This is a genomic window from Streptomyces sp. NPDC042371 (assembly GCF_056437465.1).
Genome location: NZ_JBWKAP010000022.1, coordinates 64,551 through 80,124, shown reverse-complemented (window position 1 = coordinate 80,124; position 15,574 = coordinate 64,551). Strand labels below are relative to the sequence as shown.

The 15,574-nt window shown below is 70.1% G+C and carries 15 protein-coding genes and 1 pseudogene; all 16 read right to left on the bottom strand.

The window, feature by feature from the left end:
• Nucleotides 1-3: 3 nt before the first annotated feature.
• Nucleotides 4-360, bottom strand: a pseudogene (locus AC068B_RS39185) (LuxR C-terminal-related transcriptional regulator); the annotation flags it as partial.
• 4 nt (nt 361-364) lie between these two features.
• Nucleotides 365-1,399 carry a hydrogenase expression/formation protein HypE gene (hypE, locus tag AC068B_RS39180; protein WP_478676242.1) on the bottom strand — a complete coding sequence of 345 codons (1,035 nt, stop codon included), beginning with the start codon at nt 1,397-1,399 and terminating at the stop codon, nt 365-367.
• Nucleotides 1,396-2,496, bottom strand: coding sequence for a hydrogenase formation protein HypD (hypD, locus tag AC068B_RS39175; protein WP_478676241.1), 1,101 nt, complete (start codon nt 2,494-2,496; stop codon nt 1,396-1,398). Before hypD ends, hypE begins: the two co-directional genes overlap by 4 nt.
• Nucleotides 2,493-3,170 carry a CBS domain-containing protein gene (locus AC068B_RS39170; RefSeq protein WP_478676240.1) on the bottom strand — a complete coding sequence of 226 codons (678 nt, stop codon included), beginning with the start codon at nt 3,168-3,170 and terminating at the stop codon, nt 2,493-2,495. Before AC068B_RS39170 ends, hypD begins: the two co-directional genes overlap by 4 nt.
• Nucleotides 3,167-4,498 carry a Ni/Fe hydrogenase subunit alpha gene (locus AC068B_RS39165; protein WP_478676239.1) on the bottom strand — a complete coding sequence of 444 codons (1,332 nt, stop codon included), beginning with the start codon at nt 4,496-4,498 and terminating at the stop codon, nt 3,167-3,169. The genes AC068B_RS39170 and AC068B_RS39165 overlap by 4 nt, the downstream gene beginning before the upstream one ends.
• Complete coding sequence (locus tag AC068B_RS39160) at nt 4,495-5,250, bottom strand: NADH-quinone oxidoreductase subunit B family protein (RefSeq protein WP_478676238.1); 756 nt, start codon at nt 5,248-5,250, stop codon at nt 4,495-4,497. The genes AC068B_RS39165 and AC068B_RS39160 overlap by 4 nt, the downstream gene beginning before the upstream one ends.
• 1 nt (nt 5,251) lies before the next feature.
• The gene (locus AC068B_RS39155) at nt 5,252-6,055 is read right to left on the bottom strand and encodes an FAD/NAD(P)-binding protein (protein ID WP_478676237.1); all 804 of its coding nucleotides are present in this window, start codon (nt 6,053-6,055) and stop codon (nt 5,252-5,254) included.
• Nucleotides 6,052-6,516 (bottom strand): cyclic nucleotide-binding domain-containing protein, encoded by a 465-nt coding sequence (locus AC068B_RS39150; RefSeq protein WP_478676236.1) that lies wholly within the window; start codon nt 6,514-6,516, stop codon nt 6,052-6,054. Before AC068B_RS39150 ends, AC068B_RS39155 begins: the two co-directional genes overlap by 4 nt.
• Nucleotides 6,513-7,661: a 4Fe-4S dicluster domain-containing protein gene (locus tag AC068B_RS39145; protein ID WP_478676235.1), complete on the bottom strand. Its 1,149-nt coding sequence runs from the start codon at nt 7,659-7,661 to the stop codon at nt 6,513-6,515. The genes AC068B_RS39150 and AC068B_RS39145 overlap by 4 nt, the downstream gene beginning before the upstream one ends.
• A gap of 107 nt (nt 7,662-7,768) precedes the next feature.
• Complete coding sequence (locus AC068B_RS39140) at nt 7,769-8,362, bottom strand: Rv1733c family protein (RefSeq protein ID WP_478676234.1); 594 nt, start codon at nt 8,360-8,362, stop codon at nt 7,769-7,771.
• Nucleotides 8,363-8,366: 4 nt separating this feature from the next.
• On the bottom strand, nt 8,367-8,888 hold the full coding sequence (locus tag AC068B_RS39135) for a flavodoxin domain-containing protein (protein ID WP_478676233.1): 522 nt from the start codon (nt 8,886-8,888) through the stop codon (nt 8,367-8,369).
• Nucleotides 8,889-8,904: 16 nt separating this feature from the next.
• Entirely contained in the window at nt 8,905-9,636 is a 732-nt protein-coding gene (locus tag AC068B_RS39130; protein WP_478676232.1) for a CBS domain-containing protein, read from the bottom strand.
• 10 nt (nt 9,637-9,646) lie between these two features.
• Nucleotides 9,647-12,340 carry a bifunctional acetate--CoA ligase family protein/GNAT family N-acetyltransferase gene (locus AC068B_RS39125; protein WP_478676231.1) on the bottom strand — a complete coding sequence of 898 codons (2,694 nt, stop codon included), beginning with the start codon at nt 12,338-12,340 and terminating at the stop codon, nt 9,647-9,649.
• Between the two features lie 96 nt (nt 12,341-12,436).
• Nucleotides 12,437-12,706, bottom strand: coding sequence for a HypC/HybG/HupF family hydrogenase formation chaperone (locus tag AC068B_RS39120; protein ID WP_478676230.1), 270 nt, complete (start codon nt 12,704-12,706; stop codon nt 12,437-12,439).
• Nucleotides 12,707-12,711: 5 nt separating this feature from the next.
• Nucleotides 12,712-15,006: a carbamoyltransferase HypF gene (gene hypF, locus AC068B_RS39115; RefSeq protein ID WP_478676229.1), complete on the bottom strand. Its 2,295-nt coding sequence runs from the start codon at nt 15,004-15,006 to the stop codon at nt 12,712-12,714.
• An 11-nt stretch (nt 15,007-15,017) separates the two neighbouring features.
• Nucleotides 15,018-15,518 carry a hydrogenase maturation protease gene (locus AC068B_RS39110; RefSeq protein WP_478676228.1) on the bottom strand — a complete coding sequence of 167 codons (501 nt, stop codon included), beginning with the start codon at nt 15,516-15,518 and terminating at the stop codon, nt 15,018-15,020.
• Nucleotides 15,519-15,574: the final 56 nt, after the last annotated feature.

Sequence of the window (15,574 nt, the reverse complement as noted above, 5' to 3'; positions counted from 1 at the left end):
GCGTCAGTCCGGCCGATCCGAGTCGAAGTGGGCGGCGATCACGGCGGCTTGGATGCGCCGTTCCACACCCAGCTTCGAAAGGAGCCGGGATATGTGGTTCTTGACGGTCTTCTCGGAGAGGTAGAGCTGCTTGCCGATCTGGCGGTTGGTCAAGCCTTCGCCGATCAGAGCGAGGATGCCTCGCTCACGTTCGGTCAGGCCCGCCAGCTTGTCGTCCGGCGACGCAACCGCCTCTTCCGGCCCCCGCAACGTACTCATCAACCGCGTCGTAGTGGCCGGATCGAGCAGAGACTGGCCGGAAGCGACGGTGCGGACCGCAGCGATCAGATCTGAGCCCTTGATCTGCTTCAGGACATAGCCTGGCTCAGCAGATGCGGGGAAGCTGCTCCCCGAGGGGCATGTCCACGACGCGCCGCGCCCCTATCAATGTGCGCAGTTCGACCCGTCCGGCAGGCCCCGCCGTGCAGCGCCCGATGCGGACGGCCTGCGCTCCCTCGCTGTACGAGCGAAGTACGGCGAGTGCCTCGTCGGCCCGGTCGGCCGCAACGAATGCGACCAGGCAGCCCTCATTGGCGACGATGAACGGATCGAGACCGAGCAGATCGCACGCGGCAGCGACGGCCGCGGGGACCGGCACGGCACGCTCGTCGATCTCCACGCCGACTCCCGAGGAGTGCGCGATCTCGTTCAGCGAGGCAGCGAGGCCTCCCCGGGTGGGGTCCCGCAGACTGTGGACGGCGCCACCGAGCGGGCCCAGGGCCCGGACCAGACGGTGCAGAGGACGGGTGTCGGAGGCGATGTCGGTTTCAAAGCCGAGTCCCTCACGGAGGGAGAGCACTGCCGTGCCGTGCAGGCCGATGGGCCCGGAGAGCAGAACGGCGTCGCCGGAGCGGGCCGCGGCGGCCGAGGGGACAAGGCCCGGGATGCGGCGGCCGATGCCGGTCGTGTTGAGGAAGAGGCGGTCGGCGGCGCCTCGTTCCACCACCTTGGTGTCCCCTGTGATGACAGGGACCTCGGCCTGGTGTGCCGCCTTGCCCACCGAGTCGAGAACCGCGCGGAGTTCATCCAGTGGAAGCCCTTCTTCTGCGATCACCGCGAGGGTCAGGGCGATGGGCATCGCGCCGCGCATGGCCAGGTCATTGACCGTGCCGTGGACGGCCAAGGACCCGATGTCCCCACCGGGAAAGGCCAGCGGGCTGATCACGAACGAGTCCGTGGAGACCACGAGTTCACCGCTGTCAGGCAGCAGAGCCGCGTCTTCGAGCGGACCGTTCGGCCGTCCCCCCAGCGCGGGCAGGATCAGCGTCTCCAGGAGCTCGGCGGTGAGCTGTCCGCCCGCGCCATGGCCGGACTGGATCAGTTCGTTCTCGTTGTACGGCACAGGGCAGTCGAGGTTCATGCCGGTGTGCTCCTGGTCCGTCCGGCGGCGTGGAAGGCGGCGCAGGTGCCCTCACTGGAGACCATGGGGGCACCGAGTGGGGTACGGGGCGTGCAGCGCACCCCGTACGCGGTGCACTCGGTGGGGAGCCGCGCGCCCGTGAGAATGGTGCCGGCGATGCAGGCAGGGTCCTCGACGGGGTGCAGACCGCTCACGTCGAAGCGGCGGACCGCGTCGAAGGACTCGTATGTCGTGGCGAGTTCGAGCCCACTGGCCTCTAGCGTCCCGATGCCGCGCCAGGCCCGGTCCGTGACGCGGAAGACGCGGGTGAGGACGTCCTTGGCCACGGTGTTCCCGGTCCGGTTCACGGCCCGTACGTACTGGTTCTCGACGTCGTACCGCCCCTCTTCGAGCTGAGCGACGGCCATCAGGATCCCTTCCAGGAGGTCGAGCGGCTCGAAGCCGGTGATCACCACAGGCACGTGATAGCGCGACGCGATCGGTTCGTACTGGGTCCACCCCATGACCGCGCACACATGCCCGGCAGCCAGGAACGCCTCGACCTCACACTCCGTGTCCTCAAGGAGGGCGATCATGGCGGGCGGCACGAGGACATGGCTCACCAGGAGCGAGAAGTTGGAGAGACCGATCCGGTCGGCGTGCAGGACGGCCATGGCGTTGGCGGGAGCCGTGGTCTCGAACCCGACAGCGAGGAAGACCACTTCGCGGTCGGGGTTCTCCTCGGCGGTCCGCACCGCGTCCATCGGCGAGTACACCACCCGCACGTCCGCTCCACGAGCGCGCAGGGCGAGCAGGTCGGTGGTGCTGCCGGGAACGCGCAGCATGTCACCGAAGCTGGTGAGGATCACGCCGGGGCGGGCGGCGATGGCCATGGCGCGGTCAAGGGTCTCCAGCGGAGTGACGCAGACCGGGCAGCCGGGGCCATGGATCATGCGGATGCCGGCGGGCAGGACTTCGTCGATGCCCTGGCGGACGAGAGTGTGGGTCTGACCGCCGCACACTTCCATGATCCGCCACGGGCGGGTCGCGGTGCGTCGCAGCTCTGCCAGCAGCTGTCGGGCCAGCGCAGGATCGCGGTACTCGTCGAGGTACTTCATCGAGGCGGCGCCTGTACGTGATCGGTGAGCTCCATGCGGACGTCCACGACGCCTTCGACGGCACGGGTGAGCCGGGCGGCGACCGGAACGAGGCTCTTGTCGCGGATCGCGCCGCCGAGGGTGACCACTCCGCCCTCGACTGCGACCGTGACGGCGCCGCCCGGGAAGAGGAAGGCGACGACGGTTCGGGCCACCTCGTCGGCCAGCTCCTCGTCGGTGCGCAGGAACACCTTGAGCAGATCACTGCGGCTGACCACGCCCTGCAGCAGCCCCTGGGCATCGGTCACAGGAAGCCGCTTGACGCGACGCAGGGCCATGATGCGGGCGGCCTGCGGAAGGGTGGTGTCCGGGTGGACGGTGACGGCGGGGGCGCTCATCACCTCGCCCGCGGTCACAGCGCCGGCCTTGGCCAGATCGGAGAGGCGGCGCAACTGGTCGAAGCGACTGGGATCGCTGTCGCGGAACTCCTCCTTGGGCAGCAGATCCGCCTCGGACACCACGCCGATCACCCGGCCCTCGCCCGCCAGGACGGGCAGCGCGCTGACCTTCCACTGGCCCATCAGCTCGACGATCTCCTTGAAGGGGGCCTTGCGGCCCACTGCGATGACGGTGTGGGTCATCACGTCGCTCACGGTGCGTGGGGAGTGGAGCACGGCGTCCTCCTGGTGAGTCATGTGCGGTCGACGGTCAGGTCAAGAAAGTGCGTGGAGCAGGAGATGCACGGGTCGTGATTGCGGATGACCCGCTCGCACAGCCGTGTCAGCTCGTCGTCTGCCGGTTCGCGCCGGGTGATCGCGTGCTGAGCTGTGCGGCGCAGGTCGTCCTCGATGGCGCCCTGATTCTGTGCCGTGGGCGGTACGAGACGGGCGTCCGTGACAGTGCCTTCGGCGTCCAGCACGTAGCGGTGGTAGAGCAGCCCTCGGGGCGCCTCTGTCGCCCCGTGGCCCGTGCCCGTGACAGCGGGGACGTCGGTGCAGGGGCGCCGCGGCGGTTCGTACGTGCCGATGATCCGCAGCGCTTCGTCGATCGCGTAGACGACCTCGACGGCCCGGACCAGGATCGACCGGAACGGGTTGCGGCAGACCGCCCCCGCGCGCGGATCGCCGAGTCCGGCGGCAAGGGATGCCTGCACTGCCGGGCGCGACAGCCAGCGGCCGCTGATCGCGAAGCGGGCCAGCGAACCCGTGAGGTGACGGCGCCCGTCGAGGGTGGAGTGCAGGGCGGTGGAGTGCGGGAGGTGCTCCTCGTGCACGTGGTCCAGGAAGTCCGGAAGCGGGAACGCGCTCCGGGTGCCGTCGGCGCGCAGGACGGTGGGAACGCCGCTCTCTATCGCGTACGTTCCCGGATCGGCCAGCGCGAACAGGTCGGCGTCGATCTGCGCATCGGGGAAGTCGAAGCCCGATACCCACGCCACGGTCTGCCAGGCGTCGTCCAGGGCCCGCTTCAGCTGCTCGGCCAGCGGCCTCAGCTCCCCGGCCGTCGGAGTGCGGTGGAAGCCGCCCAAGCGGACGTTGACGGGGTGGATGGCGCGCCCGCCGAGGAGTTCGAGGATCGCGTTGCCCGCCTGCTTCAGGCGCAGTCCCCGCTCGACGTGGCCCCGTGCGGTGCGGGCCAGCTCGATGGCACCGTCGCAGCCGAGGAAGTCGGGGGCGTGCAGGAGGTAGATGTGCAGGGTCTGGCTCTCGATCCATTCCCCGCAGTACAGCAGTCGTCGCAGCTCGCGCAGGGCCGGGTCGACGGTGACTCCGCAGGCGTCCTCAAGGGCGGCGCAGGCGCTCATCTGATAGGCGACCGGGCAGATTCCGCACACCCGGGCGGTGATGTCGGGCGGCTCCGTGTACGCCCTGCCCCGCAGGAACGCCTCGAAGAACCGGGGCGGTTCATAGATCTGCAGCCGCGCCTCGGTGACGGTCCCGTCGTGGACACTCAGGTGCAAGGCGCCTTCGCCCTCGACCCGGGAGAGCGAGCCGACGTGCAGAACACGGGATCCCCGGTGCGTCATCTACGCAACTCCTCGTCAAAGGCGGACGTGTTGAAGGTGTGCAGGAAGCGTTCGGTGTCGCGGTCGTCCATGCCGTCGCGGTGCAGCACCGGGATCAGGGCGGGCAGGTTCACCGAGCCGGACGGGCCGAAGCAGCCGTAGCAGCCACGTCCGTAGGCCGGGCAGATCGCCCCGCATCCCGCGTGTGTGACCGGTCCGAGACAGGGGGTGCCGTGCGCGACCGTGACGCAGACCGTGCCGCGCCGCTTGCACTCGAAGCACACGCTGTTGTTGGGGATGTCCGGCTTGCGTCCCGCCAGGTACGCGGTGATGACCTCCAGAAGCTGGCGTCGGTCGATCGGGCAGCCGCGCAGCTCGAAGTCGACGTCCACATGAGCGGACACCGGGGTCGAGGTGGCGAGCGTGTCGATGTAGTCGGGCCGTGCGTAGACCGTGCGGGTGAACTCCTCCACGTCCGCGAAGTTCCGCAGCGCCTGAACGCCGCCCGCCGTCGCACAGGCACCGATCGTCACCAGGTGGCGGGAGGCGGCCCGGATCGCGCGGATCCGTTCGGCGTCGGCCGCCGTGGTGACCGAACCCTCCACCAGCGTCAGATCGTACGGCCCGGGAGCGACCGCGCTGGTGGCCTCCAGGAAGTGGGCGATCCGCACCCGCCCGGCCAGGCCGAGGAGTTCGTCCTCGCAGTCGAGCAGAGTGAGCTGACAACCGTCGCACGAGGCGAGCTTGAACACGGCCAGCGTCGGTGGGCTCATGTCACAACTCCCTGACGTACAGCAGTGGTTCCGCCTGGTTCCAGGTGACGACGGGACCATCCCTGCACAGCAGCAGCGGCCCCAGCTGGCAGTGCCCGCAGTGGCCGGTCGCGCAGCGCATGTTGCGTTCCAGGGAGACGCGGATGCGGTCGCCGGACACGCCGCGGTGCGACAGGACACGGGCGGTCGCCCGGATCATCGGCTCCGGACCGCAGACGAACGCCGTGGTGTCGCGCGGAGCGAACCGTGCCCGGTCGAGCAACGTGGTGACGACACCGGTCTGGCCCGCCCATCGGTCGTCGGGCTGGTCCACGGTCACTCCCGTGTACGCGGTACGCCACTGCCGGGTCTCGGTCTTCGCCATCAGGTCCGCGGAGGTGCGGGCGCCTATCAAGAGGTTCAGGCGCCCGTAGGACTCCGGTGCGGCCACCGCGTCCCGGATGAGGGGGCACAGTGGCGCGAGTCCGATACCCCCCGCCACGACCACGAGGTCCTGTCCGACGGCCCTCTCCAGCTCCCAGCCGGTGCCGTAGGGACCTCGCAGGCCGATGACCTCGCCGACCTCGACCCCGTACAGCCCCGCGGAGACAGCGCCGACACTGCGCACCGTGTGGACCAGGCCTCCGGCAGCGGGAATGGCGCTGACCGAAACCGGGATCTCGCCCCTCCCGAACACCCACACCATCGCGAACTGACCCGGCACGAAGGCGGGCAGCGGTTCCCCGACCGGCTCCAGGCGGAGCGTGGCCGTGTCCGGAGTCTCCGCCCAGCGCGCGACGACGCGGTGCGGAACCGGCACGGTCATCCCCGCACGCCGCTTCCGCTGCCGTAGGGCGCGTACAGGTCGAGGAGACGGGTCCTGGCCGACTGCAGCCGATGGGCGAGCACGCGCCCCACCCACTGGCCGACCACCGCCCCCAGGGCCGGATCGTCCTCACACAGGAGACGCACGGCCACGGCGTCGAACTCGTGGGTGCGCACCGGACTCTGCGCCACGGCGCCGAGCTGCCAGACGTAGGGCGGGAAGAGCCAGGACCAGCCCACCAGTTCACCGTGGCCGAGGGTCTCGATCACCGGCGCACGGCGGCCGGGTACGTGCATGTCGAGCAGGACGGAACCGGTACGGATGATCCAGAAGCGGTCGGCGTGCCCGCCCTCATCGAAGAGACGGGATCCGGCCGGGAAGGACACCTCCCGCGCCGTTCGCATCAGCCGATTGCGGTGCTCGGTCGGGAAGGCGCCGAGCATGGTCGTGGTGCTGGTCATCGGTTCGTCTCCTTCTTGCTCGCCTCGGCCTCCTCGTGCAGGGCCGCGGCTTCTTCGGTGATGTCGATGCCGACCGGGCACCAGACGATGCAGCGTCCGCAGCCCACACAGCCCGAGCTGTCGAACTGGTCGTGCCAGGTGCCGAGTTTGTGGGTGAGCCACTGCCGGTAACGGCTGCGCCCCGAGGCGCGTACCGGACCGCCGTGGACGTAGGAGAAATCGAGGTCGAAGCAGGAGTCCCAGCGCTGCCAGCGCTCGGCGTGGTCTCCGGTGAGGTCGGTGACCTCCTCGGTGGTGGTGCAGAAACAGGTGGGGCAGACCATGGTGCAGTTGCCGCAGGTCAGGCAGCGCGACGCCACGTCGTTCCAGCGTTCGGCGTCCAGGCTCTCGCCCATCAGCTGCTGCAGGCTCACCGGCGGCATGCTCCGGCCCATCTTGTCGACGGCCTCGGAGACCGCGGAGACGGCCGCCTCCCGCGTGGCGGCGTCGACCGCCCGGTGCGGGACCTTGGCGAGCAGTTCCGCGCCCGCCTCGCTGCCCGCCCGCACGAAGAAGCGGTGCCCCGTGGCGTCGACGACCTCGGTGAGTGCGAGATCGAAGCCGGCGTCGACGCCGGGACCACTGCCCATGGAGACGCAGAAGCAGGTGGCGCCCGGCTCGGTGCACTCGGCGGCTATGAGGAACGCCCCCCTCCGGCGTTCCCCGTAGCCGCTGTCCTTGAAGTGCCCCCCGGACAACACCCGGTCCTGGATCGCGATGGCCCGCAGGTCACAGGGGCGGACGCCCAGGAAGGCGTAGGAGGGGCGCTCGGCCGGCTCGGTGCTGATGGCCACCGTTCCATCGGGCGCGCGGTCGGCGCTCCAGAGCTTTTCGCGCTGCGGGTGGAGAAAGTTCTTCCAGGACTGCGGGCCCGCCGAGTGAGCGAAGGCGGCCTGGTCCTCGCGGCGCCGCAACCGGTAGCGTCCAGCTTCCAGCTCCACCCCCCAGCCGTAGGGGAGTTGCTCGGCGGAGTCGAGTTCCGCCAGGACGATCGCTCCGTCTCGGACGGTGGGTCCGACGACCGTGCGGCCGTCTGCCATCAGCTCGGCCACGAGGCCGTTCAGCCCGTTCCGGTCGAGGACTGCCGTGGCTCGGGTGGTCGTCATGTCCGTCCATCCACGCGTCGGAGTGGTTTCCTGCTCACCAGGATCGGAGGCGAGCCGCATGCGAGGCAGGGGCCGAGCGGCCCTATCCGGTCCCGAGCGGGCCCGGTTCAGGGTCGACTGCCGGTCCACTGCGGTCCCGTCCGCGCCCATGCCCGCCCCCACTCGGCCATCCGGCGGTGGTGGGCCACGGCGCGTGCGGTGAACCAGGCACCTCCGGTGAACACCCAAACCAGGATGCTCGCCGCCCCGCCCACAGTGATCGCGGTACCCCACTGCACGTCTTCGGGCATCGGAGCGGCTACGCCCCTGCCTCTGGCGTCGAGCCAGACGTCGGTCCGGCTGCCCGAAGCAGTGCCCGCCTCCACCCTGGCGGTGGCCGTGTGTGCCGTGCCACCGGGATCGGTCCAGCGCACTTCGACTGGGTGGAGGCGCTGTGAGGCGACCCTGTTGGCTGCCGGTGCGTCCTCGGTCAGCGTGGCCCGTGCGACGTGGCCCTCTGCCCGCTGACGTTCGGCTTCCGTGTGCAACGTGTCGTACCTGGATGCGCCCGCGAACAACCCCGCCAGCGGCGCGACCAACAGCATCACGGCCCCCAGCAGAAGTACGGTCCAAGCCTCCACGAAGTCGCTGCGGCGACGCAGCGGGCTTCTCCGCCATCGCCACCCCGCGCTCCGGAAGCGGGGCTGTGCCGAGGCGCTCACGACGTCAGCTCCCCTCCGGCTGCACAGCGGCCTCGCCGCGCAAGGTGACGCCGATGCGCTGTGCCCAAGCGGAGATCTGCTTGAAGTCTCGGAAGTCCCCGCCCTTGCCGGCCTTGACCACGGTCCGGGCCGCCCAGCTCTGCGCCTCCTCGGAGAGGCACCCCCCGAAGGTGATGTGCTCCTTGGCGTGGATCCGGATGAGGACTCGGCGCACGGACGCCACGGCCGGGATGTTTCCCTCACTCGCCGAAGAATCGAGAGGGCCACTGCTGAACAGCCATACGGGCCGCTTGGCGAGCGCCTCGCTCTTGCGCTTGACGAACTGACGGGCGTCCTTGTGCCATCGCCCCTCGTAGAGGGGACTGCCGAGAATCACGGCGTCGTACGCCTGGAGTTCGTGGACGTCGCGCACGAGCCTCATGTCCGCTTCGAGGCCCTCCTTCCGCAGAACCTCCGTGATGGTGCGGGCGATCTCGGCCGTTGACCAGTTCTTCGTCGCATAGGCGACGAGCACCTTGACGGTCATGGCGATCCGTCCCTCCTCAGAGTTTGCGCAGCCAGTCGTCGGCCACGCCCTTCAGTGCTTGGTCGGTCGGCTGGAGATGCGAGTCGTCCAAGCGATACGTGAGCTTGTCCACGACCGCGACGACTCCGTCGATCTCACGCGTCATGTGCAGCGCGATGGGTACCTCACTGCGCCGCTCGAGCTGTCCTTCCAGGGTCACCACACCGTTCCGCACGTCGATCTTGAGAGTCTGGGGTGCCAGCCACAGGGTGCGGACCAGGACCTGCTCGATCGCCTCGTGGCGGATCGCGTCGTCGGGGCGGAGGAACACCTGGAGCAGGTCCCTCCTGGTGACGATCCCGACGAGTCGGTCCTCGTCGTCGACGACGGGCAGCCGTTCCACCTTGTGCTCGGCCATGAGGCGCGCACCCTCGACGATGGTGTTCTCCGCGTGCACACAGACGGGTGGCGTGGACATCAGCTGTCCAGCTGTCCGCGCCGTGGCCTTGGCCTGGTTCCTGCGCGCGGCGGGGCTCATCCGACGCAGCCGGAAACGGCTCGGTCGCCGGTACGGGGTGGGGGCCTCCGCCTCACGCACGAGCAGGTCCGTCTCGGAAATCACTCCGAGCACCTTCTCGTCGGTGTCGATCACGGGAAGCCCGCTGATGCGGTGCTCGGCAAGCAGCCTGGCCACGTCCTTGAACGGTGTGCCGTACCGGGCGTTGACGACCTCACCGGTCATCACGGAACCGATCTTGCTGTGCTTCATCTCAGACTCCTCAGCGCAGTCGGCGCAGGTACGGGTCATGGGCGGTCCGTGGCAGCAGCCGTACGCGCACATCGAGTGCCGTGATACCGCCGGGCCGTGCCAGGACGGGATTGAAATCGGCCTCGGCAAGCTGCGGCAGGTCGCAGGCCATCCGGGACAGCCGGTGCAGCAGTTGCTCCAGGCCTTCGAGGTCGACGGGGCCGCCGCCTCCGTGCCCGAAGAGCAATGGGGCGCAGCGCGGCGAGGTGATCAGGTCATGGACGTCGAAATCGGTGAGCGGTGCCAGGCGAGCCGAGTGGTCGGCCAGCAGTTCGGTTGCGCTGCCGCCGAGCCCGAACAGGACCAGCGGGCCGAACACCTCGTCCTGGGCCACGCCTGCGAACAGTTCGGTGCCACGCGCGGCGAGCGGCTGCACGACCACCCCGGACAGCAGTCCGGCGAACCTGGTCTCGAAGTCCCGGAAGGCTGCCCGCACTTGGGCTTCTCCCTGCAGATCGAGGTGGATGGCACCCTGCTCGCTCTTGTGCAGCAGACCGGGCCAGTGCGCCTTCAGCACGATCCTCCCGTCCGCACCGCGCAACCGCTCGGCGGCCATCACGGCCTCGTCCTCGGTCTCGGCCCAGGCCCAGGGAAGTTGGGGTATGCCGTAGTGGGCGAGGAGTTCGGCGCAGGTGCGCGGGTCGAGCCAGCCGCCTTCGGGGTGGCCTGCCAGCCACGCGTCGGTCATGACGTGGGCGGACGCCGTCTCGATCCCCGTCAGCTCGGGGACGCTGCCAGGCGGCCGGGCCAGCCACCGGGCGCGGCGGACCGCGTGGGCGATGGCTCGGGCGGCGGACTGCGGATCGGAGTAGGACGGTACGGAACCGGTGGTCGTGGTGGGCAGCAGCCGGACGGGCAGTGCCTGGTCGAGGTGGACCGCGACCAGTGCTCCAGTGCGGCGAACCGGTACGCGTGTGAGTGCTCGGGTGAGGTCGTCGCCGGTCGCCGCGGCGACCGCGGTGGGGACCAGCACCACCAGGACGGAGTCGACGGAGCCGGACGAGGTGAGCCGGTCCGCACACTCCCTGAGCTGTTCCTCACTGACGGCTGCTGTGGCATCGACCGGGTTGACCGTCGAGGCACCCTCGGGCAGGACGGCGACCAGCTCGGTGACGAGATCCGCCGGCAGCGGAGGCAGGGTCAGCCCTGCCTCCGCGCACGCGTCCGCCGCGAGGACACCCGCGCCGCCCGCATTGGTGACGATGACGACGCGGTCTCCGTCGGGCGCGGGCTGGGAGTGCAGGAGGGCCGCGCTTTCGACGAGTTCACTGATCGTTCGGGTGGCCGTGATGCCGGCCTGGGCGAACAGGGCCTGCCGGGTCATGGTCCGCGTGGCGGCGGCAGCGGTGTGAGAGGCAGCGGCCCGCCTGCCGGCGTCGGTGCGGCCCGCGTCGACGGTGAGCACGGGTATGCGCCTGGTCACCCGGCGCGCCGTCCGCGAGAACGCCCGCGGGTTCCCGAAGGACTCCAGGTGCAGCAGGGCGAGGTCGGTGACGCCGTCGCACTCCCACCATTGGAGCAGGTCGTTGCCGCTCACGTCGTACTTGTCACCGAGCGAGACGAAGCTGGAGATGCCGAGTTCCAGGCGGGACAGGCCGTCCAGCAGGGCGATTCCCACTCCCCCGGACTGAACGGCGACACCGGCCGTGCCCTGACGCGGACGGCGGGCGGCGAAGGTCGCGTCCAGCGCCACCGTGCTGTCGGTGTTGGAGACACCGAGGCAGTTCGGGCCGACGAGCCGCATGCCGTACGTCCGGCAGGTGGCCAGCAGGGCAGCGGCCTGGGCGGCGTCCAGGCCTGCCGTGACGACCACCAAGGCGCGCACACCCGCCTTGCCGCACTCTTCCGCCGTGGCGGGCAGGGCCGACGCGGGCACCGCCAGGACTGCCAGGTCAGGGACCTGGGGCAGTGCGCTGACCGCCGGAAAGGCCGGAACGCTCATCAGCGACGAGACGCTCGGGTTGACGGCGAAGAGCTTCCCGGTGAATCCACCGGTGCGCAGATTGCGCAGGACGGCCCGGCCGACCGAACCGGCTTTGCGGCCCGCGCCGATCACGGCGATCGAGCCGGGCCTCAGCAGTGGTCGGAGGCTGGCCACGTCAGCGGCACTGCCTCGCTTCTCGACCGCCTTCAGGTAGGTTTCGTCCTCCTCCAACTGGATGGTGCAGCGCAGTTCGGGGCCGTCGAAGCGGCGGGCGGTGCGCAGTCCCAGATCGGCGAAGACCTTCAGCACCTCGTGGTTCTCGGCGAGTGCGTCGGCGGTGAACGCGGTGATGCCGTCGGCGCGGGCGGCGGAGACCAAGTGCTCCAGGAGCAGGGTGCCGATCCCCCGGTGGTGCAGGCCCTCGGCCACGGCGAGGGAGATCTCGGCGGTTTCGGGCTCGCCCGACCTCTCGTACTCGGCGAGACCGATGATCCGGTCCTTGGTCTCCGCCAGTAGCGCCCTGTATCCGGGGCTGTTGTCGGCACAGGCACGGTCTGCTGCCTGCTCCGCGGACCGGTGGCTCGCCACGAAGAAGCGCAGTCTCAGGTTCTCCGGAGACATCTCCTCGTAAAGGGCTCGCAGTTGGGCGTGATCGTCGGGTCGGACGGCCCGTATGCAGGTCGTCGTCCCGTCGGCGAGCAGGGCGTGGACCGGAGATCGGCTTCGCTCGTCGTGCGGCATCTCGGGCCTCCTGGAAGCAGGTTGACCCTTCGAGGATCGTTCGGTCAGGTGCGGCACCCCAGGGGCTGGCCGGGTACGGCAGAGGGCCGACCGGCCCTATGCGGCCGGGCCGGGCAGTGGCGCGCCCAGCTCTGCCTCCACAGCCCCGGCCATCGCTCGTAGGACTCCCAGGGTCCGCTCGGCCTCGGCTTCGTCGACCTCGGTGATGGCGAACCCGACGTGCACGATGACGTACGTACCGACCGTTGCCGTCGGCGTGTAAGCAAGGCATGCCTCGCGTCGTACACCCCCGAAATCGACGGTCGCCATGCGGAGACCGGCATCGTCCCTTATCCCCAGGACCCGGCCGGGAATGCCGAGGCACATCGCGCTCACTCCTTCGCGAGGCGGGCGGCGGCGACCGCGGCCTGCCCGTAGCTGATACCGCCGTCGCCCACCGGAACCTCCCGGGCGACCAGCACACGCAAGCCCTGTGCGCGCAGCCTGCGGCTGACCTCGGTGAGCAGACGACGGTTGAGGAAGCAGCCTCCGGCGAGGCAGACCGTGCGCGGGGCGCCGGCGTCCACGGCGTGCGCGACCAGTTCCGCGGTCACGAGGGCGAGGGTGAGGTGAAAGGCCGCGGCAAGCGCCGGGGTGCCCTCTCCGTTGTGCTGTCTGTCCAAAAGGTCGATCAGGGTCGGGCCCGGGTCATACACCCAGAGGCCTTCCGCTCGTACCAGGCGGTGTGCCAGCGGGAGCGCGCGCACTGTGCCCGCCGCGTTCTCCAGGGCCGCGGCTGCTTCGCCTTCATAGCTGACAGTGTCGGCGAGGCCGAGCAGGCTCGCCACGGCGTCGAAGAGCCGTCCGGCGCTGGAGGCGCGCGGGGAGTTGACCCCCCGGGCCACCATGGAGCGCAGGACAGCGGCTTCGGACTGATCGAGCCGCTCGTTGAAGCTCCGGGTCAGCCAGGGGTAGGGGCGTGGACTGCCGAGCAGCTCCGTCCCGTGCAGGTAGCCGAGTGCCATCCGGTACGGGTGACGGACTGCTGCCTCTCCACCCGGCAGCGGAGCGGTCGCGAAGCGGCCCACCCTTCGGTAGCCGGTCAGGTCGGCGACAAGGATCTCCCCTCCCCACAGTGTCCCGTCGTCGCCGAGTCCCAGACCGTCGTAGGCGACCCCGATGAAGGGGGTACGCAGTCCGTGCTCGGCCGCGCAAGCCGCCACGTGAGCGTGGTGGTGCTGCACGGGGATGCGGGGCAACGACTGAGCCTGCGCCCATTGAGTCGAGAGATACCCGGGATGCAGATCGTGCGCGACGGCTCTCGGGGCGATGCCCGTGATCCGGACGAGGTGGTCGTACGTCTTCGTGAACCCGTCCCGTGTCGCGGAGTCCGACAGATCCCCGCCGTGCGGGGAGAGATGCGCGCCGCAACCGTCCGCCAGCGTGAACGTGTGCTTGAGCTGGGCCCCGACCGCCACCAGAGGGACGGGGGCGGCGATCGGCAGGGGCAGAGGCGCCGGCGCCAGGCCCCGTGCCCTGCGGACGGTGAGCACGGTACGGCCCACGGCCTGGACGACCGAGTCGTCGTAGCGGGCACGGATCGGCCGGTCGTGGGTGAGGAATCCGTCGGCAACCGCGCCCAGGGAATGGTGAGCTTCGGTGTCGTTGATGGCGATCGGTTCGTCGGCGAGGTTGCCACTGGTGACGACGAGCGGACGGGCGAGTTCGCGGATCAGGAGGTGGTGCAGCCCGGTGGTGGGCAGGAACACGCCGACCCGGTGGGTGCCCGGATGCACGGCGGGCGCCAGGCCTTCCCCTCGCGCGGCGAGCAGCATCACGGGGCGTGCCGCCGACTCCAGGACGCCGCGCTCCACTCGCGACATGCGCGCCAAACCACTGACGACTCCCACGTCCTGAACCATGACGGCCAAGGGTTTGGCCGGTCGGTGTTTGCGCTCACGCAAAGCCCTTACCGCCAATTGATCGGTGGCGTCGCACACCAGTTGATAGCCGCCGAGTCCCTTCACCGCGAGGATGCCTCCGCTCTCCACGGTCTTGACCGCGGCGCGCAACGCGGCTTCCCCCTTCAGCTCGTTCCAGGAGAGCTGTGGCCCGCAGGCAGCGCACGCGAGGGGTTCAGCATGGAAGCGGCGGTCAGCAGGGTCGCCGTACTCCGCCGCGCACGCCGAACAGAGCGGAAAGCGCCGCATCGTGGTGCGGACCCGGTCGTAGGGCAGATCCTCGATGACTGTGGCGCGCGGCCCGCAGTCCGTGCAGTTGATGAACGGATAGCGGAACCGGCGATCGGTGGGGTCCAGTAATTCGCGCAGGCACGCGCCGCAGATCGCGGCATCGGGTGGGATGTCCCGTGGTCCGGGAGTCGTGGCGTGGTCGTTGTCGCTGTGCCGGATGGTGAAGCCGGACGCGGGCAGCGGGAGCTGCCCCCGCGCGGCGCCGACCCGCACCTGCCGCACCCGCGCCAGCGCGGGAGCACCGGTGCTCAGGCGTGCGGTGAACTCGTCCACGGCGCTGGGAGAACCGGCGACTTCGCCCACAACGTGGCCTTCGGTGTTGGCGGCCCATCCATCCAGACCGAGGCCCGTTGCGAGCCGGTGTACGAACGGGCGGAAGCCCACTCCTTGCACGGTGCCGAACACTTCAAAGCTGAGCGCTCTGCGTTGCGGCATGGCCGCCCCTCTCAGCTGCGCGCGGCGGCGTCGCGGTGCCGCACGATCTCGTGCTCGATGTCCTCGACGAGCGGTTCCACCACGGCCTCCGCACTCGGCGAAAGGCCGGTGCCCAACGAAGTGTCGTCGCCTTCCACCGCGTACACCACGAGCCGCCCCGGCAGCCGGCCGAGAACACGGGCGAGTTCCACGGCCTCGCCGAGCCCGAGCCCGTGCGAACTCGTCGTCCGTGGCCGGTCCAGCTCATCGGCGTCGAGCGACAGCCGGTGAACCCGTCCGGGGTGGGCGGGATGCGCATGGGCGGCGTCGACGACCACCGCGAGATCCGTTTCCTCCCACAGGCCGATCAGGCGGGCGGGGTCGCCGTCGCACGTGGCCAGGAGCGTACCTGGCGGCAGGGGTCGGTCGGCCGCTCGCTCGCGGAGCCGGCGCACCAACGCCCAGCCCACGCCGTCGTCGCGCCGGAACTCGTTGCCGACGCCGATCACCGCGATACGTGTCCGATGGGGCATCGCGTCTCCTTCCGTCGGGTCGTGGTGCCACTGTGCGGATGCGTCAACAGCCCCGG